A 22660-nucleotide genomic window follows, 5' to 3' on the forward strand; every position below is an offset into this window, starting at 1 on the left:
AGCGACGACGAGGGCCCGGTTCTTCTGAACCGGGCCCTTTCGCGTGTGCGGGTCCGTGTCAAGGGGCGAGGCGTTCTCCGAGCTTTCACGGATGGCCGCGGTAGGATCGATCAGGCTTTCGAACCGGAATCGGATGCCGCCAACGGTGCCTATGAGGAGGTGCAGATGCCCATTCTTCCGAGCATCTCAGGACCCCGTGATCTCGACTCCCTCTCGACGGAGCAGCTCATCGAACTCGCCGGCGAGGTCCGCGAGTTCCTCGTCGAGAACGTGTCCCGTACCGGCGGACATCTGGGCCCCAACCTCGGAGTGGTGGAGCTGACGATCGCTCTGCACCGGACCTTCTCGTCGCCCGACGATCCGTTCATCTTCGACACCGGCCACCAGTCCTACGTGCACAAGCTGCTGACGGGACGCCAGGACTTCTCGTCCCTCCGCGTCCGCGGTGGACTCGCGGGCTACCCCCAGCGCGGCGAGAGCCTGCACGACGTGGTCGAGTCCTCCCACGCGTCGAGCTCTCTCAGCTGGGCCGACGGAGTCTCCCGTGCGCTGACCGCGACCGGTCGCGGCGATCGTCATGTGGTCGCGGTGGTCGGCGACGGTGCGCTCACGGGTGGCATGACGTGGGAAGCCCTCAACAACATCTCCGACGACAACGACCGCAATCTCGTGATCGTCGTCAACGACAACGGGCGCTCGTACGCTCCGACGATCGGCGGGATGTCGCGGTACCTCAATCGCGTGCGCACCGCCGCGGCCTACAAGGACCTGCACCACAAGTCGGACCGGCTCTTCCGGGCGTTCGGGCCCGTCGGTCGCGCGGTCTTCCGCGGCGTGCGTGGTGGCACCCACGGCTTCCTGTCGCGCTTCACCAACAACGAGGCGCTGTACTCCAACCTCGACATCAAATACCTCGGTCCCGTCGACGGGCACGACCTCCCGGCACTCCTCGAGACCCTCGAGCTCGCGAAGTCCTATGGTGCACCGGTCATCGTGCACGCCATCACGGAGAAGGGCCGCGGATACCAGCCCGCCCGAGACGACGAGGCCGACCAGTTCCACGCTGTCGGGCGCATCGATCCGACCACGGGCGAGACGCTCTCGTCGGGCGGCACCGGCTGGACCGACGTGTTCTCCGACGCCCTGGTCTCGGTCGGCGAGCGTCGCGACGACGTCATCGCCATGACGGCAGCCATGCTGCGCCCGACGGGGCTCGCTCCGTTCGCCGAGCGCTTCCCCGACCGCGTGTACGACGTGGGCATCGCCGAGCAGCATGCGGTGGCCTCCGCCGCTGGCCTCGCGTTCGGCGGACTGCATCCCGTCGTGGCCCTCTACGCGACCTTCATGGGACGCGCGTTCGACCAGGTGCTCATGGATGTCGCGCTGCACCGCGCGGGCGTCACCTTCGTTCTCGATCGTGCGGGTGTCACCGGACCCGACGGGCCCAGTCACCACGGCATGTGGGACCTCGCGATGCTGCAGATCGTCCCGCACATCCGCATCGCGGCACCACGAGACGCCGCGCGGCTGACGGAGGCCCTCGACGAGGCCGTCCTCGTGGACGACGCCCCGACGGTGATCCGCTTCCCCAAGGGCGACGTCGCGCCCGAGCTGCCGGCGATCGAGCGCCTGCACGACGGCGTGGACGTGCTGGCCAGGGGTGAGTCGGAGGATGTCCTGCTGGTGGCCATCGGCCCGTTCGCAGCTCTCGCGATGGATGTCGCCGAGCGGCTTCGTGCCCAGGGCATCGGCGCGACGGTCATCGACCCCCGGTGGGCGATTCCCGTGCAGCCCTCGATCGTGAGCATGGCCGCGCGGCATCGCCTCGTGATCACCATCGAAGACGGCATCCGCGTCGGCGGCATCGGCACTCGCGTTCGTCAGGTCCTTCGCGAAGCCGGCATCGACACGGCCGTCGACGAGCTGGGGCTGCCGGACGAGTTCATCGATCATGCATCGAGGGACCAGATCCTCGCGGATGCAGGCCTCACCGCGTCGAAGATCGCGCAGGACGTCGTCTCTCAGGTGCTCGGAACGCGAATCCCCGTTGCACGGGATGCCGGCGCGAACGGATCGATCGACCTGCCGCTGCACGAGCGGAGCTGATCGACGTCGCATTGCGGTCCCGGCCGAGGAAGGCCGAGGAGTCAGCGAACCCGACGATCAGTTCAATGCGTGGAGGGCGGCGACCGCCTGGGCCCCGCGATCGGAGTCGCGGAGAGCGGTCGAGAGCAGGTAGCCGTCGGTCAGGGCATCGCCGGTGACCATGACGCGCACGAGCTCGACTCCGCACGCCCGGCGCACCTCTTCGGCGCTGGCAGCGATCACGCGGGTGTTGATCTCGTCGTTGTGCGGCAGCTCGGCGCCGTCGAGTCCTCGGATGACGTCTCGCAGCGCCGCACCGACGATGTTCGAGGCGCGCTCCTTGACGTTGACGACATCGAGTTCGAAGACCCGGAGATCTCGCCCGGTCGGGATCGGACGCCACTCGAACGAGGCATGCACGCGGTGCTGATGTCCGTTCGCCCCGGTCATCTCGCGCGCGGGCAGATCGGTGGCACGGCACCGCACGTCGATGAGGCGGTACCAGTAGAAGAGCGGGAATGCGCCGTGGGATCCCGGGTCGAGCACGACGACCTCTCCGACCGCTCCGCCTCGGGATGACGGTCGACGCTGCGGTCGGTTGCGGATGATCGGCTTGCCGTTCCGCGTGCGGATCGCAGCCCACCCCTCATCGACCGTGACGATGAAGATCTTCAACAGCGCCGGCACGACCAGCAGGATCGTGAGGATCGCAGTGCCGGTCTTGAAGAGGCCCGACATTCCCTTGCCGCCCAGCATCGAGAGGAGCATGTCCATGCCACCACTGTGCCCCCTCGAGCGCGGGCGGATCGCCATCTTCGAGGCGCATGCGAAGGTGTTCATGCGCTGTTCCGCGCTCGTTACCCGGCCTGCCGCGAGGCGGATAGGGGGCGGGTCGGTCGCGGTGGTGCGGCCCTGTCAGGAGAGAGTGGCGAGTATTTCGGCGACGGCGGATTCGACGGCTGTACGCTGCCGCTCGCGGTCCGCGTCCACGATGCCGACGCGCGTGCGCCGGTCGAGCACATCATCTGCGGTCATCGCGCCCTCGGCGCGGACGGCGAACTCGATGGTGGCGCGCGACACAGGTCCGCGGCCCACGCTGTCGCCGGCGGGAACGGCGACGACGGTGTCGGTGAGCCGCAGCGTCGCCGTGCTGCTCGGGCCCGCTCCGAGTCCTGCCGTCTCCACGGCCAGGTCGACCGCGTCCTCGGCCATCCGTCGGTAGGTGGTCAGCTTGCCGCCGAGCACGTTGACGAAGCCCTTCTCCGAGACCGCGACGAGATGACGACGGGAGATATCCGCTGTCGAGGTCGCGCCGGTGTCGACGAGTGGGCGCAGCCCGGCGAATGATCCGCGTACCTGGTCCCGAGTGATCGGCACGGACAGCACTCGGTTGAGGTTCGTGAGCAGGAACGCGATGTCGCCCTCGGTCGCCACAGGAACGCGAGGCACCGGCCCCGGCGCGTCCTCGTCGGTCAGTCCGACGATAACGCTTCCGTGCTGCTGCGGCAGCGCGAACACGTAGCGGCTGATCGAACCCTCGTGGGGAATCGTCAGCGCGGCCGACGGGTCGCCGAGATCGGCGGCATCGAGCACGATATGCGTCCCGCGACTGGGCCGCACCGTGATCGACTCATCGAGACTCCCGGCCCAGACACCGGTGGCGTTGACGACCGCTCGCGCCCGGATATCCAGGCGCTCGTCCGTCAGCACGTCCTGAGCGATGGCGCCGTCGCGGCGCAGCTCGAGCGCCCGCACCCGTGTGAGGATGCGAGCGCCGTGACTGGCCGCAGTCCTGGCGACCGTGACGACCAGGCGCGCATCGTCAACGAGCTGACCGTCGTACGAGAGCATCCCTCCTCGCAAGCCCGCTCGGGAGAGCGAAGGGACGAGGCGCTGAGCCGTTCGAGCCGAGACGAGGCGCGGCGGTGGCAGGAACCGGCTCGGCGTGCGGGCTCGTATGCGGAGCAGGTCTCCCATCGCCATCCCGACAGTCCCGGCCGCACGCTGGTGCGCGGTCACCCCGGTCGTGAAGGGCAGGAGCTGGCCGAGCGGACGGATGAGGTGCGGTGCGATCCGCGTCATCAGGAGGTGTCGCTCGACAGCGCTCTCCTTGGCGGTGGCCACATCGCCGGTGGCGAGATAGCGAAGTCCGCCATGCACGAGTTTCGAGCTGAAACGGCTGGTGCCGAACGCGAGGTCCTCGGCCTCGAGAAGAGTGACGCTCAGACCCCGTGCCGCGGCATCGAGCGCGACGCCGACACCCGTGATGCCCCCGCCGATCACCAGGACATCGACCGTCTCGTCGCCCGTCCGGCGGAGTTCTGCGGCCCGACGCGCGACGTTGAGGTCGGGGGAGTGAGAGGTCATGGCCGGAGCAGCCCGTCGAGTGCGGCGCGCAACTCGCGCTCCCACGAGTCCTCGGAGAGGAGCTCTGAGACCGTCCCGTGGGAGAGCACCGCAGACTGGGCGATGAGCAGCAGCATGACGGCGATCTCGTTCGGATCACCCCAGCGGACTGATCCGCCCCGCTGCGCCGATCGGATCGCCGTGGCCAGCCAGCCCAGGATCAGTCGCTGGCTCGATCCCACCCGCTGCAGCGTGTACCGGGTGAATGCTTCGGGCTCTTCAGCGAGAAGCCGCCCGTACACGGCGTCTGCCCGGAAGAGCGCGGTGAAGCGCAGGACGTCGTCGACCAGCTCGCTTCGGGTGGCTGCATGAGCCAGGAACCGGTCGAGGATCACTGCGACTCTGCGCAGCAGCGCTGCGCGGACGACATCGTCGGCATCGCTCCAACTGCGATAGACGGTGGGCCGGCTGTGACCGGCGCGGCGAGCGAGCTCTGCGATCGTCAGGCCGTGCACTCCTCGGCGAACGATCAGCTCATCTGCGGCGTCGAGGATGCGCGATTGCGTGGCATCCCATTCGGGCGCTGAGGTGCCGACGTCGGCCAGTGCTTGACGTTCTTCCATGATGTGTCACACTGTAACGCATGAGCGGAGAGAACGGCAGGGTCGCCGTGCGGTCGGAGATGCGCTGGAACGGCTGGGGCGATCCCGCTCGGGCATCAGATCTGCCGCGTGCCGTGCGCATGCTTCTGCCCTTGCTGCTCGGACGCCCGCAGAAGCCCGCGACGGCGGTGAACCTCGCCGAGGTGCGGGTCGAGCCGTCCGCACTGCTCGACGGCGATCTGCAGGCACTGACGGCGGTGGTCGGGGCAGAGCACATCGACACGGCGGATGAGTCGCGGATCCGCCATGCAGGGGGCCGCTCGACACCGGATCTGCTCAGACGGCGGCAGCCGGAACAGGCGTCTCCGGATGCCGTCGTGCTGCCAGGAAGCCACGATGAGGTCGCGGCGCTGCTCCGCGTGTGCGCCGACCGGGGGATCGCCGTGATTCCGTTCGGGGGCGGAACGAGCGTGGTCGGCGCTCTCGACCCCGATCGAGGCGCGCACCGCGCGGTGATCAGTCTGGATCTGCGGCGGCTCTCGGGCCTCATCCGTCTCGATGAGGTGAGCGGCGAGGCCTGTCTCGCCGCAGGTACCGCCGGTCCGGAGGCTGAGGCGCTGCTCGCTGCTCAGGGCTTCGAACTCGGCCACTACCCGCAGAGCTTCCGCTACGCCACGATCGGCGGGTTCGCGGCTGCGCGCTCGTCGGGGCAGAACTCGGCAGGGCATGGGCGATTCGACTCCATGGTCACCGGCCTCCGAGTCGCGACCCCGACCGGCGACATCGATCTCGGTCGATCACCGGGCTCCGCAGCCGGTCCCGATCTCATCCGAGTCTTCCTGGGGTCGGAGGGCATCCTCGGGGTGATCACCGAGGTGCGTGTTCGAGTCCATCCTGTGCCACGAGAGCGCGTCCTCGAGTCGTGGAGCTTCGCGGACTTCTCGCATGGTGTCGACGGGCTGCGACAGGTTGCCCAGAACGGAGGCGGCCCCACGGTCATTCGTCTCTCCGATGAGGCCGAGACCGCCGTCAGCCTCGCCCAGGTGGGCCGGATCGGGAAGGCGCTCGCGAAGGGCGCGAGCATCGTCACCGTGTACGAGGGCGACGGCATCGCCGAGCGTCGGGCGCGGACCTCCGAGATCCTCACGGCGGCAGGTGGCGTGTCATCCGGAGCGAGCGGCGCGGAGGGATGGCTCGACGGCCGATTCGATGGCCCCTATCTGCGTGATTCCCTGCTGGATGCGGGGGTGTTCTGCGAGACGCTGGAGACGGCGACCACGTGGTCGAACCTGCACCACCTCCGAGCGGAGATCACGGCCGCTCTTCGCGGCGGCTTCGCGGCGGCCGGAGCCAAGTCCTATGTGATGTGCCACATCTCACACGTCTATCCGACCGGAGCCTCCCTGTACTTCACGGTGCTCGCGAACATTCGGTCCGACCCCCTGGAGGCGTGGGCGGAGATCAAGCGACGGGTGAACGACTCGATCATCGCGGCGGGTGGCACGATCAGCCATCACCACGCCGTCGGTCGCGATCATGCCCCATGGCTCGAGAAGGAGATCGGCGAGACGGGGGTGCGGATCCTCGCGGCCATCAAGCGCGAGCTCGACCCGACGTGGATCCTCAACCCGGGGGCGGTCATCATGTCGGATCGGTCGGCCCGACATGGCTGAGCACATCGCCGTGCTGTCGAACCCGTTCGCCGGCAAGGGGCGCGGAGCGCATCAGGCCGAGGCCGCACTCGCCCATCTCCGCAACCGAGGCCTGGACGTGCGGAGCTACACGGGAGAGTCGGCCGCGTCCAGCCGGATCCTGGTGGCACAGGCGCTCCGTGAGAGTCCGCGCGTGCTCGTCGTCGTCGGAGGAGACGGCACGCTTTCCGGCATCCTCGACGCGGTGTGCGCAGCCGGGGTGCCGGTCGTCCTGGTGCCGGCCGGCACCGGCAACGACCTCGCTCGAGCTCTGGGGCTGCCCCGCCGCGACCCCGTCGCCGCGGCGGAGCTCGTGCTGACCGGCGTTCCCCGAGCGATCGACATCGGTGAGGTACGCGCGGCAGGGCGCGTCGATCCATTCCTGACGATCGCCGCGCTCGGGTTCGATGCGAAGGTCAGTGATCGCACCAACCGGCTGCGCTGGCCGCACGGTGTGCTGCGCTACCACCTCGCCCTGATCGTGGAGCTCGTGCGCCTCCGGCCGATGGAGTTCACGGTCTCCGTCGACGGCGCCGCGCCCATCCACGCGCCCGGCACGCTCGTCGCGGTGGGCAACACCGAGAGCTACGGCGGGGGCATGCCGTTGTGCGTCGGCGCCGCCGCCGACGACGGGCTGCTCGACATCGTGCAGGTCGCGCCGCTGACTCGGCTTCGGCTGCTGCGCCTGTTCCCGCTGCTGTTGCGCGGAGCGCATCTGACCAGACCCGAGGTGACCCGTCGCCAGGCTCGTTCCGTGACGGTGAGCGCCCCGGGGCTCGTCGTCTACGCCGACGGAGAGCGCATCGCCGAGAACGAGTGCACCATCGGAATCCGCCGGTCGGCTCTGACGATCCTGGTGCCCACGACTGCGCAGGAGCAGCGATGAACGATACCTCGCGCGATGCGCAGGACAGCGGGGCCTTCGACGAGGAAGTCGTCGTCATCGGCTCGGGGTTCGGCGGCTCGGTGGCCGCATTGCGGCTGGTGGAGAAGGGCTATCGCGTGCGCGTGTACGAGGCGGGTCGTCGCTTCGAGGACGAGGACTTCCCGAAGACCAACTGGAACGTCCGCCGCTATCTGTGGGCGCCGAAGCTCGGATGCTTCGGCATCCAACGCATCCATCGTCTGCCGCATGTGATGATCCTCGCGGGAGCAGGGGTGGGCGGGGGCTCCCTCAATTACGCCAACACGCTGTATCAGCCCGGCGGCGCGTTCTTCGACGACCCGCAATGGAGTGCTCTCGCGGATTGGGAGACCGACCTCGCGCCGCACTATGCGACAGCGAAGCGGATGCTCGGAGTGGTGGAACGCTATCCGCACACGGGCCCCGTCGAGCGCATCATGGCGGGCGCGGCCGATGACCTCGGAGTGGGCAGCACGTTCCGCAACGCACCTGTCGGGGTCTGGTTCGGCAAGCCCGGCGAGCGCACAGCGGACCCCTTCTTCGGAGGGGAGGGTCCGGACCGCACAGGCTGCACGCTCTGCGGCAACTGCATGGTCGGATGCCGCGTCGGCGCCAAGAACACGCTGATGAAGAACTATCTCGCCCTCGCCGAGAAGCGCGGTGTCGTCATCGAGGCGTTGCGCACCGTCACCGAGGTGCGCGAACTCCCCGGCGGCGGTTTCTCGGTGACGACGCAGCGAAGCGGGGCATGGTTCCGGAGCGAGCGCCGCACCGTGCGCGCACGCCAGGTGGTGCTGGCAGCGGGGACCTGGGGCACGCAGCAGCTGCTGCATCGGATGAAACGCGCCGGAGCCCTTCCACGGGTGTCGGACGCGGTCGGCCGCCTCACCAGGACCAACTCGGAGGCTCTCGACGGCGCCGTCGCCGTTGCTGTCCCGGCCTCCCTCGAGCTCGCGCGCGGCGTCGCGATCACGACCTCGTTCCACATCGACGCGAGTACGCACGTCGAGAATGTGCGGTACGGGCCGGGATCGAACCTCATGGGGGCGCTCGCGTCGATCATGGTGCCCGGTGATCGCGGTCTCGGGCGACGACTGGCGAGTCTGATCGGTCAATTCGTGCGTGCGCCGATCCGTCAGCTGCGTCTGGGCTCACTTCGACGCTGGAGTGAACGCGGCATCATCGCGCTCGTGATGCAGACGGCCGACAACTCCCTCTCGCTGTCACTCCGGCGACGGTTCGGGCGGCTGGTCATGACCAGTGCACAGGGACACGGCGAACCGAACCCCAGTCATCTGCCGCAGGCGCACCGCGCGGCCGCGGTGATCGCAGCGCGGGTCGAGGAGGAAGGCGGCGTTCCGGCTGCGGCCCGAGGCTCGTGGCCCGAGGTCTTCGGCATTCCGCTGACTGCTCACTTCCTCGGAGGCGCGGTGATCTCGTCCACTCCCGAGACCGGCGTGGTCGATCTCTACCATCGGGTATGGGGTCACCCGGCGCTGCACGTCGTGGATGGCGCCGCCGTGCCGGCGAACCCCGGGGTCAACCCGTCGCTGACGATCACCGCCCTCGCCGAGCGCGCTCTGTCGCACTGGCCCCGCCGCGGCGAAGCCGATCAGCGCCCGCCGCTGTAGACACGACGGAGGGGGCCGCCTGATGGCGACCCCCTCCGATGTTCAGATCAGCGGTTCTCGATGCCGCGGATCTGCGGCGTGTGGAACTCGCCGCCGAACGCCCGCTGCGAGGCGCCCTCACGGTCGAGGTACGGCGATGCGCCGCCATCGATGAACGGCCAGCCGGCTCCGAGGATGAGGCACAGATCGATGTCCTCGACCTCGGGCACGACGCCCTCGTCGAGCATCAGCTTGATCTCGCTCGCAAGGCCGTCCTGCACGCGCTGCAGAATCGTCTCTGCCGACGCCGGCGTCTTGCCGACGGCGGGCTTCAGCAGCTTCTCTGCCTGCTTCGTCCAGCCGGTCACCCGGCCGCCCTTCTCCTTCTCGACGACCGCATCGAGCTCCGCGAGCGCGTGGAAGTTCTCGTTCGCATAGAAGCGGTCGGGGAACGCATGCGCCATCGTGTCCTGCACGTGAGCGGCGACCTTCCATCCGACCAGGTCGATCAGCTGGAAGGGTCCCATCGGAAGTCCGAGCGGTGCGAACGCCTTCTCGACATCCGTGATCGGGGTGCCCTCGTAGACCGCTCGCGCGGCTTCGCCCATGACCTTCGCCAGCAGACGGTTCACCACGAAACCCGGGGCGTCCGCGGTGAGCACCGCGTTCTTGCCGAGATTCTTGGCGACGACGAACGCGGTCGACAGTGCGGCCTCCGAGGTGCCCGGCGTCTTCACGATCTCGATCAGCGGCATGACCGCGACCGGGTTGAAGAAGTGGAACCCGACGAGGCGCTCGGGGTGAGCGAGCTTCGCGCCGATCTCTTCGACAGACAGCGACGAGGTGTTGGTCGCGAGGATCGCGTCTTCGGCGATGACCTTCTCGATCTCGCCGAAAACCTGCTGCTTGACGCCGACCTCTTCGAAGACTGCCTCGATGACGAAGTCGCAGTCGGCGTACAGGCTCTTGTCGGTCGTGCCGGTCACGAGCGCCCGGAGCTTGTTGGCCGAGTCCGCGTCGAGGCGACCCTTCGCCTCGAGCTTGCCGATCTCGTCGTGGATGTAGGCCACGCCCTTGTCGACGCGCGCCTGGTCGAGGTCGGTGATCAGCACCGGCACCTGCAGCTTGCGCACGAACAGCAGTGCGAACTGGCTCGCCATGAGCCCCGCGCCGATGATGCCGACCTTGGTGACCTTCTTTGCGAGAGCCTTGTCCGGCGCGCCGACAGGGCGCTTCGCGCGCTTCTGCACGAGGTCGAAGGCATACATCGAGGCGGCGAACTGGTCACCCGTCACGAGATCGGCGAGGGCCTCGTCTTCTCGAGCGAAACCCTCGGCCTTCGTTCCGCTCTTCGCCTTGTCGAGCAGGTCGAGTGCGGCGTACGGAGACCGCGGCACGGTGCCGATCTTCGATTCGAGCATTCCCCGGGCCATCTTGATCGCGATCGGCCACTTGGTGAGACGCTCGATCTTGCCCGGCTCGTTCTTGCGCTCGACCTTCTTTCCCCCGAGGACCGCATCTGCCCAGGCGAGCGAGTTCTCGAGGTAGTTGGCCGCGGGGAAGATCGCATCGACGATGCCCAGATCGAAGGCCTGCTGCGGCTTCAGCATCCGGTTCTGCTTGAGCGGGTTCGAGATGACGACCTCGAGGGCGTTCTCGATTCCGATCAGGTTGGGCAGAAGATACGCCCCACCCCACCCGGGGATGATCCCGAGGAAGACCTCGGGGAGTGCGATCGCCGCTGCGGAGGCGTCGACCGTGCGGTAGCTGGAGTTCAGCGCGATCTCCAGACCGCCGCCGAGCGCGAGGCCGTTCACGAACGCGAACGACGGGACGCCGAGCTCGCCGAGCTTGCCCAGCACCTTGTGACCGAGCTGCGCGATCAGGCGGGCGTTGTCACGCGAGCCGACCTTGCTGATGTCGGAGAGGTCGGCGCCGGCGGCGAGGATGTACTGCTTGCCCGTGATGCCGACCGCCTGGATCTCTCCGGCAGCTGCGCGTGCGGCGAGTCCGTCGAGGGTCTCGCCGAGGGCGGTGAGCGTGGCGGGCCCCAGAGTGTTCGGTCGGTTGTGGTCGCGTCCGTTGTCGAGGGTGATCAGTGCGAGCACTTTGCCCGACGCGAGGCGGATGTCACGCACGGGGGAGTGCGTGATCACCTCGCCGTCGGTGAGAGCCTGGATGGGGGAGAAGTCGACATTCGCGTACTGCTCGGAAATCGGGTTGGCCATCGGGCTTACTTCCTCTTCTTGCCGTCGTAGTGCGGGTTCTCCCAGATGACGGAGCCGCCCTGCCCGAGACCGACGCACATGGCCGTCAGGCCGTAACGCACGTCGGGACGCTCGGCGAACTGCGCCGCGAGCTGGATCATCAGACGCACACCGGATGCCGCGAGGGGGTGACCGAGTGCGATGGCGCCGCCCCACTGGTTGACACGGGGGTCGTCATCGGCGATGCCGAAGTGATCGAGCAGCGAGATGACCTGAATCGCGAAGGCCTCATTGAGCTCGAACAGGCCGATGTCGGCGATCGTCAGTCCGGCCTTCTTCAGAGCCTTCTCCGTCGAGGGGATCGGTCCGATTCCCATGATCTCGGGCTGAACGCCGGCGAAGGCGAACGAGACCATGCGCATCTTCGGCGCCAGGCCGAACTCCTTCACGGCTCCACCGCCGGCGAGCAGCGACATCGTGGCGCCGTCGGTGAGCGGCGACGAGGTTCCCGCCGTCACCCGACCGTGCGGGCGGAAGGGCGTCTTCAGGGCGGCGAGGTCGTCCATCGTGGTCTGCGGACGACGACCCTCGTCCTCGGTGGCGAGACCCCAGGCGCCGTCGGCGCCCTTGGTCGCGACCGACACGAGATCGGGCTGGATCTTTCCGGCGTCGTAGGCCGCCTGCACCTTGTGCTGGCTGAGCATGCCGAACCGGTCGGAGCGCTCCTTCGTCAGGTGCGGGAAGCGGTCGAAGATACGCTCGGCCGTGACGCCCATGTTCAGGGCACCGGGGTCGACCATGCGCTCGGCGACGAAACGCGGGTTGGGGTCGGCGTTGCCGCCGATCGGGTGGTGGCCCATGTGCTCGACACCGCCGGCGAGAGCGAAGTCGTACATGCCGACGCCGATCGACGCGCCCATGGTCGTGACGCTGGTCATCGCGCCGGCGCACATGCGCTCGACGGCAAGTCCTGGCACAGTCTGCGGAAGCCCCGCGAGAATCGCCACGGAACGGCCGAGGGTCAGACCCTGGTCTCCGGTCTGACTGGTCGCGGCGATGGCGACATCGTCGATGCGGTCGGCCGGGACGGCTGCGTTCCGCTCCATGAGGCCGATGGTCGCCTTGACAGCGAGGTCATCAGCGCGGGTGTTCCAGTACATGCCTTTTTCGCCGGCGCGCCCGAAGGGGGTGCGCACTCCATCGACGAAGAAGACGTCCGATATTTCGGCCACTCTGCCTCCAAGTTTGTGCGGTGGCCTCAGTCTATGGAGGGCCGGAAACGGGGAGGAATCGGTTGGATCGAACCTACGAAGCGTCCGACGGGGGCTCGTCGGGTGTTTGCGCGGCTTCTACAAAGGCGTCGGCGATCTTCTGTGCAGTCTGTGCAATCTGCCAGGGGCGGGCACCGAGCTCCGCGAGCGCGTCGCCGATGGCTTCCGGCGTCGTTCCCGGCACGTCCCAGGCCACCCGGCGGAGGTGATCGGGGGTGAGCAGGTTCTCCGTCGGCATGCCGAGCTCCTCCGCCGTGGCCTCGACGACGGGGCGCGCAGCCTTGAGGCGCGCATCGGCCTCCGGATTGCGGTCCGACCATGCCCGAGGTGGCGGCAGCGTGTCGCTCGGAACCCGCTCACGGGGCAGCTCCTCCGCGGCGCGTCCATCGACCATCGCCTGCCACCAGCGATCGAGTTGCGTACGGCTCGCTCGACCTTGGAAGTCCTTGATTCCTGCCAGCGCCTGCTTGCTCTGCGGGTTCGCGAGCACCGCAGCGATCAGTGAGCGATCCGGCACCAGACGTCCCGGAGAGACATCCTGATCCTGCGCGAAGGCCTCGCGAGCCTGCCACAGCGAGCGCGCGACGGCCAGGTTGCGCGCACCGCGCACCTGGTGGAGCCCGCTCAGGCGACGCCAGGGGTCTTCGCGCGGAGGCTTCGGGAGCCGGGTGAGCGTGGCGGCGAACTCCTCGGCGGCATACGCGGTCTTGCCCTGCTCTTCGAGCTCCGCCTTCAGTGCCTCATAGACGTCGATCAGGTACAGCACATCGAGCGCCGCGTACTCGAGCCAGGCCGCGGGGAGCGGTCTGGTCGACCAGTCCGCCGCGGAGTGCTCCTTCTTGAGGGTGATGCCGAGCGTGTTCTCCACGACGGCAGCGAGACCGACTCGTTCGTGACCCAGCAGACGCGATGCGAGCTCGGTGTCGAAGATCTCCTGCGGCAGCAGATCGAGTTCGCGAAGCGAAGGGAGGTCCTGGCTGGCTGCATGGAAGACCCAGAGCACATCACCGATCGCCTCCTGCAGCGGGCTGAAGTCGCCGAGCGCCGGGGGGTCGAAGAGGAAGACCCCCGCGTCTCGGCGGAAGACCTGCACGAGATACGCCCGCTGGGAATAGCGGAATCCGGATGCCCTCTCGACGTCGACGGCGACAGGGCCTGTGCCTGCGGCCAGTGCAGCGCACGCCGCACGGAACTCCGAGACGTCGGAGATCACGGAGTATTCAGTCACGTGCTGCCTTTCGCGCGCCGATAACGGCGATGCCCTCGGAACCCGGCGGAAGACCCGCCAGCATCCCGACCAGTTCGACCCAGGCCTCGACATGGGGTGCGAAGGGGCCCTCGGGTGTCCAGGACGCCCTCAACTCTATCTGTGCGCCGTCTCCTTCGACGGCGAGGCCACCGAAGCCCTTCGAGAGGGTCTTGGTCGACGTGCCGGACTCGGAGTGATAGCCGGCGCCCCTGGAGTCGAGCGCGTCGACGAGCCACGACCAGGTGACATCGGCGAGCAGGGGATCGGTGCCGATCTCCGTCTCCAGAGGAGCCTGGGCGAAGATCACGATTCGCCAGTCGCCGTCCCACGCTGCCGGGTTGTCGGGATCATGCAGCAGCACGAAGCGTCCGGTGCCGTAGGCGGACTCCCCGCTGTCGTCCGGGCGGACGTCTGCGGCGAGCGCGAGGGCGTGCGGAGCCAGGCCCTGTGGTGTGGGTATCTCGCGGATGGTGATGTCTGCGCGGAAGGCGATATCGCGCAGTTCGGCCACGGCGGCGTCGAAGATCGTCCCGGCATCGGGGTGAGCGGTCACGGCAACAGGCTAGAGTCAGGAAGCGATGAAGAGTCTCAGGCACGCCGTTGCGCTCCTTGTCCCTGCACTGCTCGCTCTCGGGACGGCACTGGCCCTGCTCGTCTTCAGCGTGGCCCGCCGGGTCGTGATTCCGAAGAAACGACCGGCCGACGTCGAGATCCTCGCGGTCGACACCGGCGCGCAGACGATCGAGCTCACTCGAACACGAGACACCGAGCTGCCGGGGCGTTACGGTCTCTTCACCTCGGGCACCTATGGGTACGTCAAGCTCGGTGCGGTGCTCAGCGCCGACGCGACGACCGTGCGGCGCAAGCTGCTCACGCAGATCGAGCCCGGCGCCCGCGTCGACAGGAGTGCGGGATTCAGCGGCTGGTACTACTCGACGCCCAGCGAGCTGCACCTGCCATGGCAGAACGTGCTCATCGGGTCACCGGCTGGTCCGTGCCCGGCGTGGCTCTTCCCCGGCGAGTCGTCGACGTGGGTGGTCCAGGTGCACGGCCGCGGAGTCACCCGTGCCGAGTGCCTTCGCGCAGTCCCCGCGCTGCACGCGGCGGGCTTCCCGAACCTCGTCGTGTCGTACCGGAACGACGGCGAGGCTCCACGCAGCCGAAGCGGCTCCTACGCGCTGGGGGCCGCCGAGTGGCGCGATGTGGACGCCGCTGTCTCGTACGCGCTGCGCCACGGCGCTGAGCGCGTGATCCTGATGGGATGGTCGATGGGGGGTGCGGTCTCTCTGCAGACCGCACTGAACTCGGGCAACCGAGACCGCATCGCCGGACTGATCCTCGAGTCGCCCGTGATCGACTGGCGCAGCGTGCTGCGCTTCCAGGCGCGAGCGGCGGGAATGCGCGCGCCGCTGCCGGATCTGGCGATGAGCGCGCTGTCCGTTCCGCTGACCGCGCGGCTCAGCGGCGCTGAGAACGCGATCTCGTTCGACAGCCTTGACATGGTGGCGCGCGCGGATGAGCTGAAAGTGCCCATTCTCATCCTGCACAGCGATGACGACGGATTCGTGCCGGCCGACGCGTCGCACGCGCTGCAGCGGGCCCGCCCGGATCTCGTCACCATGCCGGCATTCTCGGGCGCTCGGCACACCAAGATCTGGAACTACGACCAGATCGGGTGGAGCGACGCCATCACCGGATGGCTCGCCGCGCAGGGCTTCAGCGCTTCTGCCTGACCTGCTTCTTCGCGCGCATGAGCATTCCCGTCATGCCGCCGATGCGCAGCGGCGACACGGCTCTGGTGAGCCCGATCGACTGCGGGTAGTCGTCGGGGATCGCCAGGACCTCGTCGGCAGTGAGGCCGGTGATGCCCTGCACGAGGATGCTCGCGAACCCGCGCGTGGTCGGTGCCTCGGGCGGAGCCGTCGCGTGCATCGTGACCACGCCGTCATTCACCTCGACGTAGATGTAGACGGGGGATTGGCACTCCGCGACGCGCTCGCACATCTCCGGGTGGTTCGCGACCTCCTCGGAGACCTCGGGCAGCTCGTCCGAATACTCCAGCAGGAGCAGCAGGCGATCCGCTTCGGGGGTCTCGAGGAACCCGTCGCGGATCTCGGCGAGGGTGTCAGGAAGTTCGCTCTTGCTCATCCCTGCCATCCTCCCACGGTCAGAGGGATCCGGGCTCCGATCCGGTGACGATCGGGACGCGCACCGCGCTGCCCCACTCGGTCCACGAGCCGTCGTAGTTGCGGACGTTCTCGAAGCCGAGCAGGTGCCTGAGCACGAACCAGGTGTGGCTGGAGCGCTCACCGATGCGGCAGTACGCGACGACGTCGTCGCCGTCCGCGAGTCCGGCGCCGTCGCGGTAGATCGCATCGAGTTCGGCACGCGACTTGAAGCCGCCGTCCTCTGCGACCGCCTTGGCCCACGGCACGCTCTGAGCAGTCGGGATGTGGCCTGCGCGCAGAGCGCCCTCGTCGGGGTACGCCGGTGCGGTGGTGCGCTCACCGCTGTACTCCTCGGGGGAGCGGACGTCGATCAGGGGGCTGCCGATGTGTGCGAGAACGTCGTCCTTGTAGGCGCGGATCACAGAGTCATCGCGCTCGACGACGGGGTACTCCGTCGGTGTGATCTGCGGTGCGTCGCGGGTGATCTCTCGACCCTCCGCGATCCAGCGATCGCGACCGCCATCGAGCAGTCGCACGTCCTCGTGGCCGAAGAGCGAGAAGACCCAGAGCGCGTAGGCGGCCCACCAGTTGTTCTTGTCGCCGTAGATCACGACCGTGTCGTCGCGGGAGATGCCCTTGCTGCTGAGCAGCTTCGCGAACCCCTCGCCATCGACGTAGTCGCGGACGACCGGGTCGTTGAGCTCGGTGTGCCAGTCGACCTTCACGGCGCCCGGGATGTGACCGGTCTCGTAGAGGAGCACATCCTCGTCGGATTCGACGACGACCAGGCCGGGCGTGCCGAGGCGCTCGGCCAGCCACTCGGTGGTCACGAGCCGACCGGGCTCGGCATACTCGGCGAACTTGGACGAAGTGGTGTCGAACTCGATGGCCACAGGGATCTCCTCAGACGGTGAGCGGCGATGATGCAGGGGTGACGGCGTAATGTGGAGCCGATACTTCGACGATAGATCCACGCCGCGCGCCCTGCACCGGATTCGTAAGACTTCGACACAGGTGCGCCCCCGATACAGGACCGTGATGACCGACACGCCCACCCGCACGGGCATCGTGCACCTGACAGAGCGACAGCCGACCGTCACCGGTCCCGAGATGCTGGCAAGCCTCGTGCCGCCGCCGCAGTTCGACGGCGCCACGTTCGAGAGCTATCGCGCCGATGAGGCGTACCCGTCTCAGGAAGAGGCGAAGGAGACGCTGATCCGCTTCGCCGGACGAGGCGCTCCTATGAAGCGCGGTGGATTCTTCGGCCGAGCCAAGAAGGAGCCCGAGACGAAACCGGGCGTCTATCTCGACGGCGGCTTCGGCGTCGGAAAGACCCACCTGCTGGCCTCGATCTATCACGCGATGCCCGCGCGCAGGAAGTACTTCGGCTCGTTCATCGAGTACACGGCTCTGGTCGGCGCGCTGGGATACAAGAACACCGTCGACCTGCTCAAGGGCGCCGATCTGCTGTGCATCGACGAGTTCGAGCTCGACGACCCGGGCGACACCATGGTGATGACGCGCCTGATCGGCGAACTCGTGCCGACGGGCACCAAACTCGCCGCAACCTCGAACACGCCGCCGAACGCGCTGGGAGAGGGACGCTTCGCCGCGCAGGACTTCCTGCGTGAGATCCACGCGATGTCGGACAGCTTCCAGACGATCCGCATCGACGGCGTGGACTTCCGACAGCGCGCTCTCGACGGGCACGCCGTCGTCAGCGATGACGATGCGTACGACCGCGCGATCGAGGATGGGGCCGGCCGGGGCACCGCATCCGACGACTCGTTCGCCGATGTGATCCGTCACCTGGCTCGCGTGCACCCCTCGCGCTACCTCCGGATCATCGCAGGACTCGACCTCGTGGGCCTGAAGGACGTGCGAGTTCTGACGGACCAGTCCGAGGCTCTGCGCTTCGTCGCGTTCGTCGACCGTGTGTACGACGCGCAGATCCCGATCGTCGCCACCGGTGTGAGCCTCGACCAGGTGTTCGCGGAGGAGATGCTGAGCGGCGGATACCGCAAGAAATACCTGCGTGCTATCTCCAGACTCAATGCACTTACACACGCGGATCGCAGTGTCGCGTAACGCGATGTTCACACACGCGGCGTCTCTGTAACGCCGCCGCAACAAACCTCACGCATTCCGGAAATCGGGCGGCCTCACACTGAAGCTCTCAGTTTCCCGAATGTGAGGTTTGACTATGGATGCTCCAGGCAACATCTCCTGGGCGATCACCGCGACCGCCCTCGTACTGCTCATGACGCCCGGCGTCGCCTTCTTCTACGGCGGTCTCGTCAAGGCCAAGAGCGTCGTCAGCATGATGATGATGAGCTTCGGCTCGATCGGCCTCGTCGCCGTTCTGTGGATCCTCTTCGGGTTCTCGATGAGCGCCGTCGACAGCCCCACCGCCTTCGCAGGCAACCCCTTCGCCGACATCGGCCTCTCCAGCCTCGCGGCCGGTGAGGGGTCGAACGTCGCACTTCTCGGAGTCGCATACGGTGCGACCTTCGCGATCATCACCGTCGCACTCATCTCGGGTGCCATCGCCGACCGTGCGAAGTTCGGCAGCTGGCTGATCTTCGCCGGCGTCTTCGCCACGGTCGGATACTTCCCCGTCGCCGCATGGGTCTGGGGCGGCGGTTGGATCATGAACCTCGGCACCACGCTCTTCGGTGAGGACAGCGGCATCGGCGTGATCGACTACGCCGGCGGTACCGCTGTGCACATCAACGCGGGTGCTGCCGCGCTCGCGCTCGCAATCGTCCTCGGCAAGCGCATCGGCTTCCAGAAGGGCATCCTCAAGCCGCACAACGTTCCGCTGACCCTCCTCGGTGCTGCTCTGCTGTGGTTCGGCTGGTTCGGCTTCAACGCCGGTGCCGAGTGGCTCGCGGAGGACATGGGCGGCGTCGGACTCATCGGTCTGAACACCCTCGGCGCTACGGCGGCAGCGATCCTCGGCTGGATCCTCATCGAGAAGATCAAGGACGGAAAGCCCACGTCGGTGGGTGCAGCGTCGGGTGCCGTCGCCGGTCTGGTCGCCATCACCCCCGCCTGCGCCAACCTGACCCCCGGGTGGTCGCTGCTGCTCGGTGCCGTCGCCGGCATCGTGTGCGCACTCGCGGTGGAGATGAAGTTCCGCCTCGGTTTCGATGACTCGCTCGACGTCGTCGGCATCCACCTCGTCGGTGGCCTGATCGGAACGCTCTACCTCGGCTTCTTCGCCTCCGGAACCGGTCTCTTCGTCGGTGGCGACGCACGCCAGCTCGCCGTCCAGGCGATCGCAGCTCTCGGTGTGCTGGTCTACTCCTTCGTCGTCGCCTTCATCATCGGCTTCGCGATCGAGAAGACGATCGGCTTCCGCGTCACCAGCGAAGACGAGATCGCCGGTGTCGACCAGGTCGTGCACGGCGAGGAGGGATACGCACTGGCCGACGCCTGAACTCCCGTTAGGGTGACCGTGTGAGCAACTCGAACGGCATCCTGGCAAGACTCGCGGAGATCCTCTTCACAGCACTGGGATCTGACCGGGCGTCTCGGACGAACACTCGTCCGAGACGCCCGGTCTCCCGTGTGCGCACGTCCGAGGAGGTGCGTACCGCCGCGTCAGACGCGAGAGGTGCGCGAGGAACGGCGACGGTGCGCGTGGATCCCGAGAGGATCCGGGACCTGCAGATGAGCTATGCGCCTGACGCGGGGGAGATCATCTGGACCTGGGTGCCGTACGAGGAGAACGATGGCCGGGGGAAGGACCGTCCGGTGCTCGTGATCGGTCGCGAATCGGCGGATCGGGTCTACGCGGTGCGAATGACGAGCAAGGCCCACGATGGCGACCGCGACTATCTGTCGATCGGTTCCGGAGACTGGGACTCGCAAGGACGCGAGTCGTGGGTCGATGTCGAGCAGCTCTACAGCGTGCACGAGAGCGGTCTGCGCCGCGAAGCGGCCGCGCTCGACCGCTCTCGCTACGGTCGCGTGGCGTCGGCGCTGGCACGACGGTACGGCTGGGCGAGCGCCTGAGCATCTGACTCTTTCGAGCGTCTGGGGGTCTCGAAGCCGCGCACTCTGCTCAGCGTCCACACCAGCGAGCCGGATGCGACGAGAGCCGCCACGAGTCCCGCGACGTGCAGTGTCAGAGACATGCCGCCCCGCTCGGGCAGCAGGAATCCGTAGGGCACCCAGCCGTCCGTGATGCCCCTGAGCAAGACGACGCCCAGCCATGCGACCGGGTACGGGAGTACGAGCCAGAGGCGTCGCCACGGCATCGGAGCACGATCGCCGATGAGCACCCAGTCGAATACCAGCAGCACGGGGAACAGGGTGTGGAGTGCGAGGCTCACCCAGGCCGGCGCGCTTCCGGTTCCCGGTACCAGCACGTTGAACACGACGCCCACGACGATCATGCACGCAACGGCCACGGCACGAGCGCTGGTGAGCGGTACAGGTATCGAGCGACGGCGAATCGTCAGCAGCCCCGTCGCTATCAGGACACCAGAGGTCAGCAGACTCGTCAGATTCGTGAAGTAGCCGAAGTAGTCGACCAGACTCGCTCCCTGACGGGGAATTCCGATCACATACGTGAACACCAGGATCCCGACCACCACTCCGCCCACGAGCACACGGAGGATTCCGATCCCAGGAGAGGCAGGCGGCGATGACGTCATCCGTTCAGGGTACGAGCGGGACTGCTGCAATCCGTTCGGCGAAGCGCTGCGAACCATCTGTGAGTCGCAGCACGCGACGACATCACAGGAGGCATCATGCGTTTCATCCCCACCAAGGTCCATGGCATCCTCGACTACGTCGTCGGAGTGGCGCTGATCGCTGCTCCGTGGCTGTTCGGCTTCGCAAACGTCGGCGGTCCCGCCGTGATCATCCCGATCGTGCTCGGCGTCGGCCTCATCGTCTACAGCCTGTTCACGAAGTATGAATGGGGCCCCTTCGGCTTCATCCCGATGCCCGTCCACCTCGTCTTCGACATCGTCGCGAGCCTGTTCCTGGCGCTCTCGCCCTGGATCTTCGGCTTCTCGACCGAGGCGCCCAACGTGTGGCTCCCGCATGTGGTCGTCGGTGTCGCCGTGATCCTGGTCGTCCTGTTCTCACAGCCCCAGCCTGCGAGCGTCAAGGCCACAGCACGCGCCTGATCCATCTGCACTCTGAAGCCCCGCACGGAACGTCGGCCCCGTGCGGGGCTTCAGTTCTGCAACGCCGAGCTCACCCAGCGTGCGTACTGCTGCCAGGGTTCGCCCTCAGTGCGCAGCCCCGCAATGTGCGCCGACAGGATCGGGGTGAGCGTGAACCACTCGCCCCCTTCGCGGGCTTCCGCGAACTCCCGATGCCTCGCCTGTTCGACATTCCGGCCGCCACGCTCGAAGGCCAGGAGCTCTTCGTGACGGATGCTGGCGAGACGTTGCCGAGGGCGGCGGCTGGTTCCGATCTTCACTCGGCGGTCATAGCGGATGTAGTAGACCACCTCGATCACCGGCCTGGGCAGACCGGGATCCGGCGAGTCCCCGTATCGCCATCCGCACCAGGCGCACATCAGCGCCGCTGCCACGCGCACTGCCTCCGCGTGGCCGCACAGCGAGCAGGGGCTGGGAAGCAGGATGGCCGACACGATCGGCACGCTACCGGCGGCCACCGACGTCGGACCTCGCCTAGCTGCGCCGCAGCGAGCCGGAGTCTTGGAAGCGCTGCGACGAGCGGGTCGAGCATGTCGCGATCCCGGGAGTGGATGGTCTCCCACACCGCCGGAATCCCGCGGCTGCGGTCGCCCGAGAGGAAGTCGTCGAGCAGAGTGGTCATCCTGTGCCGGGCGACGATCCGCTCATGGGTGCGAAAAACCCCGCGACACCTGAGTGTGCGGGGTTGTGGTGGGCGATACCGGACTCGAACCGATGACCTCTTCCGTGTGAAGGAAGCGCGCTACCAACTGCGCCAATCGCCCATACCTGTGGGGTACGTCAACCGATACTACCCGACGGTCGGAGGCGAAGTTGACCATGCTGGGAGACACGCGCGAGATTCGGTTTCAGTTTTGACAGTCGCCGATCATCGGCTAATGTTTCATAAGTGCCCGGGACAACAACCGGGAACAACGCGGATGTAGCGCAGTTGGTAGCGCACAACCTTGCCAAGGTTGGGGTCGCGAGTTCGAGTCTCGTCATCCGCTCAAGTGCAGGGGCCTTCTTCGGAAGGCCTTCCGCACGTGGGGTCAATCCACACGGTGGCGTGGCCGAGCGGCTAGGCACCGGCCTGCAAAGCCGTTTACACGGGTTCGAATCCCGTCGCCACCTCAGTAACTGAATAGCCCGAACGGGCGCGATTGGCGCAGCGGTAGCGCGCTTCCCTGACACGGAAGAGGTCACTGGTTCGATCCCAGTATCGCGCACAGAGAAACCCCCGGTTTTCCGGGGGTTTTTTGTTTTCTGCACGCGCATTCGATCAGTCGGCGAAGACGGTCGTGGAGCCCGTCCCGGAGCCGCTCGGATTCCTCATGAGTCACAACTGCATCATTGTCAACAACG

General features: G+C 67.4%; 20 protein-coding genes and 4 tRNA genes. 12 read left to right on the top strand and 12 right to left on the bottom strand.

Annotated features, from left to right (window positions below; genetic code table 11):
• The first annotated feature begins 165 nt into the window (after positions 1-165).
• Positions 166-2106 carry a 1-deoxy-D-xylulose-5-phosphate synthase gene (gene dxs / locus ASF87_RS17255; RefSeq protein ID WP_042540225.1) on the top strand — a complete coding sequence of 647 codons (1941 nt, stop codon included), beginning with the start codon at positions 166-168 and terminating at the stop codon, positions 2104-2106.
• A 57-nt stretch (positions 2107-2163) separates the two neighbouring features.
• Here the strand turns inward: dxs and ASF87_RS17260 are convergent, their stop codons facing one another.
• The 3 genes from ASF87_RS17260 to ASF87_RS17270 form a co-directional block, all read right to left on the bottom strand.
• Entirely contained in the window at positions 2164-2859 is a 696-nt protein-coding gene (locus ASF87_RS17260; protein ID WP_042540289.1) for an SPFH domain-containing protein, read from the bottom strand.
• Between the two features lie 141 nt (positions 2860-3000).
• Positions 3001-4452, bottom strand: a complete 1452-nt coding sequence (locus ASF87_RS17265; RefSeq protein WP_056377647.1) for a glycerol-3-phosphate dehydrogenase/oxidase — start codon at positions 4450-4452, stop codon at positions 3001-3003.
• A complete protein-coding gene (locus ASF87_RS17270; RefSeq protein WP_056377649.1) occupies positions 4449-5054 on the bottom strand; it encodes a TetR/AcrR family transcriptional regulator in 606 nt (201 codons plus the stop codon). The genes ASF87_RS17265 and ASF87_RS17270 overlap by 4 nt, the downstream gene beginning before the upstream one ends.
• Before the next feature lie 20 nt (positions 5055-5074).
• Here ASF87_RS17270 and ASF87_RS17275 point away from each other — a divergent pair, with 20 nt between their 5' ends.
• From ASF87_RS17275 to ASF87_RS17285, 3 genes are read left to right on the top strand one after another with little or no spacing between them, the layout of a single operon-like run.
• The gene (locus ASF87_RS17275) at positions 5075-6706 is read left to right on the top strand and encodes an FAD-binding oxidoreductase (protein ID WP_235558986.1); all 1632 of its coding nucleotides are present in this window, start codon (positions 5075-5077) and stop codon (positions 6704-6706) included.
• Positions 6699-7610, top strand: a complete 912-nt coding sequence (locus ASF87_RS17280) for a YegS/Rv2252/BmrU family lipid kinase (protein ID WP_056377651.1) — start codon at positions 6699-6701, stop codon at positions 7608-7610. Before ASF87_RS17275 ends, ASF87_RS17280 begins: the two co-directional genes overlap by 8 nt.
• Entirely contained in the window at positions 7607-9259 is a 1653-nt protein-coding gene (locus ASF87_RS17285) for a GMC oxidoreductase (protein WP_056377653.1), read from the top strand. Before ASF87_RS17280 ends, ASF87_RS17285 begins: the two co-directional genes overlap by 4 nt.
• 47 nt (positions 9260-9306) lie before the next feature.
• On the opposite strand, the gene ASF87_RS17290 is transcribed toward ASF87_RS17285, so the two are convergent.
• The 4 genes from ASF87_RS17290 to ASF87_RS17305 all read right to left on the bottom strand — a co-directional run bounded on the left by ASF87_RS17290 (position 9307) and on the right by ASF87_RS17305 (position 14518).
• Entirely contained in the window at positions 9307-11466 is a 2160-nt protein-coding gene (locus tag ASF87_RS17290) for a 3-hydroxyacyl-CoA dehydrogenase NAD-binding domain-containing protein (protein WP_056377655.1), read from the bottom strand.
• 5 nt (positions 11467-11471) lie between these two features.
• Entirely contained in the window at positions 11472-12677 is a 1206-nt protein-coding gene (locus ASF87_RS17295; RefSeq protein WP_056377658.1) for a thiolase family protein, read from the bottom strand.
• A gap of 73 nt (positions 12678-12750) precedes the next feature.
• On the bottom strand, positions 12751-13944 hold the full coding sequence (locus ASF87_RS17300; protein ID WP_056377662.1) for a ribonuclease D: 1194 nt from the start codon (positions 13942-13944) through the stop codon (positions 12751-12753).
• The gene (locus ASF87_RS17305) at positions 13937-14518 is read right to left on the bottom strand and encodes a DUF3000 domain-containing protein (RefSeq protein ID WP_042540241.1); all 582 of its coding nucleotides are present in this window, start codon (positions 14516-14518) and stop codon (positions 13937-13939) included. Before ASF87_RS17305 ends, ASF87_RS17300 begins: the two co-directional genes overlap by 8 nt.
• Positions 14519-14543: 25 nt before the next feature.
• Here ASF87_RS17305 and ASF87_RS17310 point away from each other — a divergent pair, with 25 nt between their 5' ends.
• A complete protein-coding gene (locus ASF87_RS17310; protein WP_056377663.1) occupies positions 14544-15698 on the top strand; it encodes an alpha/beta hydrolase family protein in 1155 nt (384 codons plus the stop codon).
• Here ASF87_RS17310 and ASF87_RS17315 read toward each other — a convergent pair.
• Positions 15682-16113 (bottom strand): SufE family protein, encoded by a 432-nt coding sequence (locus tag ASF87_RS17315; RefSeq protein WP_056377665.1) that lies wholly within the window; start codon positions 16111-16113, stop codon positions 15682-15684. The genes ASF87_RS17310 and ASF87_RS17315 overlap by 17 nt on opposite strands.
• A 19-nt stretch (positions 16114-16132) precedes the next feature.
• The gene (locus tag ASF87_RS17320) at positions 16133-17026 is read right to left on the bottom strand and encodes a sulfurtransferase (protein ID WP_056377668.1); all 894 of its coding nucleotides are present in this window, start codon (positions 17024-17026) and stop codon (positions 16133-16135) included.
• Positions 17027-17171: 145 nt separating this feature from the next.
• Between ASF87_RS17320 and zapE the strand changes: the two genes are divergently transcribed.
• The 3 genes from zapE (at position 17172) to ASF87_RS18145 (ending at position 20153) form a co-directional block, all read left to right on the top strand.
• The gene (gene zapE / locus ASF87_RS17325; protein WP_056377670.1) at positions 17172-18221 is read left to right on the top strand and encodes a cell division protein ZapE; all 1050 of its coding nucleotides are present in this window, start codon (positions 17172-17174) and stop codon (positions 18219-18221) included.
• Between the two features lie 115 nt (positions 18222-18336).
• Complete coding sequence (locus ASF87_RS17330; protein ID WP_042540252.1) at positions 18337-19575, top strand: ammonium transporter; 1239 nt, start codon at positions 18337-18339, stop codon at positions 19573-19575.
• 233 nt (positions 19576-19808) lie between these two features.
• Entirely contained in the window at positions 19809-20153 is a 345-nt protein-coding gene (locus tag ASF87_RS18145; protein ID WP_082508983.1) for a type II toxin-antitoxin system PemK/MazF family toxin, read from the top strand.
• Here the strand turns inward: ASF87_RS18145 and ASF87_RS17340 are convergent.
• Entirely contained in the window at positions 20099-20797 is a 699-nt protein-coding gene (locus ASF87_RS17340) for a Pr6Pr family membrane protein (protein WP_235558987.1), read from the bottom strand. The genes ASF87_RS18145 and ASF87_RS17340 overlap by 55 nt on opposite strands.
• A gap of 96 nt (positions 20798-20893) precedes the next feature.
• Between ASF87_RS17340 and ASF87_RS17345 the strand changes: the two genes are divergently transcribed.
• Positions 20894-21277, top strand: coding sequence for an SPW repeat domain-containing protein (locus tag ASF87_RS17345; protein WP_042540254.1), 384 nt, complete (start codon positions 20894-20896; stop codon positions 21275-21277).
• Positions 21278-21327: 50 nt separating this feature from the next.
• On the opposite strand, the gene ASF87_RS17350 is transcribed toward ASF87_RS17345, so the two are convergent.
• Together ASF87_RS17350 and ASF87_RS17355 are read right to left on the bottom strand one after the other, a co-directional pair.
• On the bottom strand, positions 21328-21750 hold the full coding sequence (locus ASF87_RS17350) for a GIY-YIG nuclease family protein (RefSeq protein ID WP_235558988.1): 423 nt from the start codon (positions 21748-21750) through the stop codon (positions 21328-21330).
• Positions 21751-22004: 254 nt separating this feature from the next.
• A tRNA-Val gene (locus ASF87_RS17355) sits at positions 22005-22080 on the bottom strand.
• Positions 22081-22232: 152 nt separating this feature from the next.
• On the opposite strand from ASF87_RS17355, the gene ASF87_RS17360 reads away from it, so the two are divergent.
• The 3 genes from ASF87_RS17360 to ASF87_RS17370 all read left to right on the top strand — a co-directional run bounded on the left by ASF87_RS17360 (position 22233) and on the right by ASF87_RS17370 (position 22524).
• Positions 22233-22305, top strand: a tRNA-Gly gene (locus ASF87_RS17360).
• Positions 22306-22358: 53 nt separating this feature from the next.
• A tRNA-Cys gene (locus tag ASF87_RS17365) sits at positions 22359-22429 on the top strand.
• A 23-nt stretch (positions 22430-22452) separates the two neighbouring features.
• Positions 22453-22524, top strand: a tRNA-Val gene (locus tag ASF87_RS17370).
• Positions 22525-22660: the final 136 nt, after the last annotated feature.

Source organism: Microbacterium sp. Leaf161, from assembly GCF_001423645.1.
Classification (GTDB): Bacteria; Actinomycetota; Actinomycetes; order Actinomycetales; family Microbacteriaceae; genus Microbacterium; species Microbacterium forte.

What these genes read in the sequence shown, in the direction of transcription:
- ASF87_RS17290 (WP_056377655.1), bottom strand. Translation starts at nt 11,466, where the DNA reads ATGGCCAACCCGATTTCCGAGCAGTACGCGAATGTCGACTTCTCCCCC.
- ASF87_RS18145 (WP_082508983.1), top strand. Translation starts at nt 19,809, where the DNA reads ATGAGCTATGCGCCTGACGCGGGGGAGATCATCTGGACCTGGGTGCCG.
- ASF87_RS17265 (WP_056377647.1), bottom strand. Translation starts at nt 4,452, where the DNA reads ATGACCTCTCACTCCCCCGACCTCAACGTCGCGCGTCGGGCCGCAGAA.
- zapE (WP_056377670.1), top strand. Translation starts at nt 17,172, where the DNA reads ATGACCGACACGCCCACCCGCACGGGCATCGTGCACCTGACAGAGCGA.
- ASF87_RS17310 (WP_056377663.1), top strand. Translation starts at nt 14,544, where the DNA reads ATGAAGAGTCTCAGGCACGCCGTTGCGCTCCTTGTCCCTGCACTGCTC.
- ASF87_RS17270 (WP_056377649.1), bottom strand. Translation starts at nt 5,054, where the DNA reads ATGGAAGAACGTCAAGCACTGGCCGACGTCGGCACCTCAGCGCCCGAA.
- ASF87_RS17280 (WP_056377651.1), top strand. Translation starts at nt 6,699, where the DNA reads ATGGCTGAGCACATCGCCGTGCTGTCGAACCCGTTCGCCGGCAAGGGG.
- ASF87_RS17345 (WP_042540254.1), top strand. Translation starts at nt 20,894, where the DNA reads ATGCGTTTCATCCCCACCAAGGTCCATGGCATCCTCGACTACGTCGTC.
- ASF87_RS17275 (WP_235558986.1), top strand. Translation starts at nt 5,075, where the DNA reads ATGAGCGGAGAGAACGGCAGGGTCGCCGTGCGGTCGGAGATGCGCTGG.
- ASF87_RS17315 (WP_056377665.1), bottom strand. Translation starts at nt 16,113, where the DNA reads ATGAGCAAGAGCGAACTTCCTGACACCCTCGCCGAGATCCGCGACGGG.
- ASF87_RS17340 (WP_235558987.1), bottom strand. Translation starts at nt 20,797, where the DNA reads ATGACGTCATCGCCGCCTGCCTCTCCTGGGATCGGAATCCTCCGTGTG.
- ASF87_RS17260 (WP_042540289.1), bottom strand. Translation starts at nt 2,859, where the DNA reads ATGGACATGCTCCTCTCGATGCTGGGCGGCAAGGGAATGTCGGGCCTC.
- ASF87_RS17285 (WP_056377653.1), top strand. Translation starts at nt 7,607, where the DNA reads ATGAACGATACCTCGCGCGATGCGCAGGACAGCGGGGCCTTCGACGAG.
- ASF87_RS17330 (WP_042540252.1), top strand. Translation starts at nt 18,337, where the DNA reads ATGGATGCTCCAGGCAACATCTCCTGGGCGATCACCGCGACCGCCCTC.
- dxs (WP_042540225.1), top strand. Translation starts at nt 166, where the DNA reads ATGCCCATTCTTCCGAGCATCTCAGGACCCCGTGATCTCGACTCCCTC.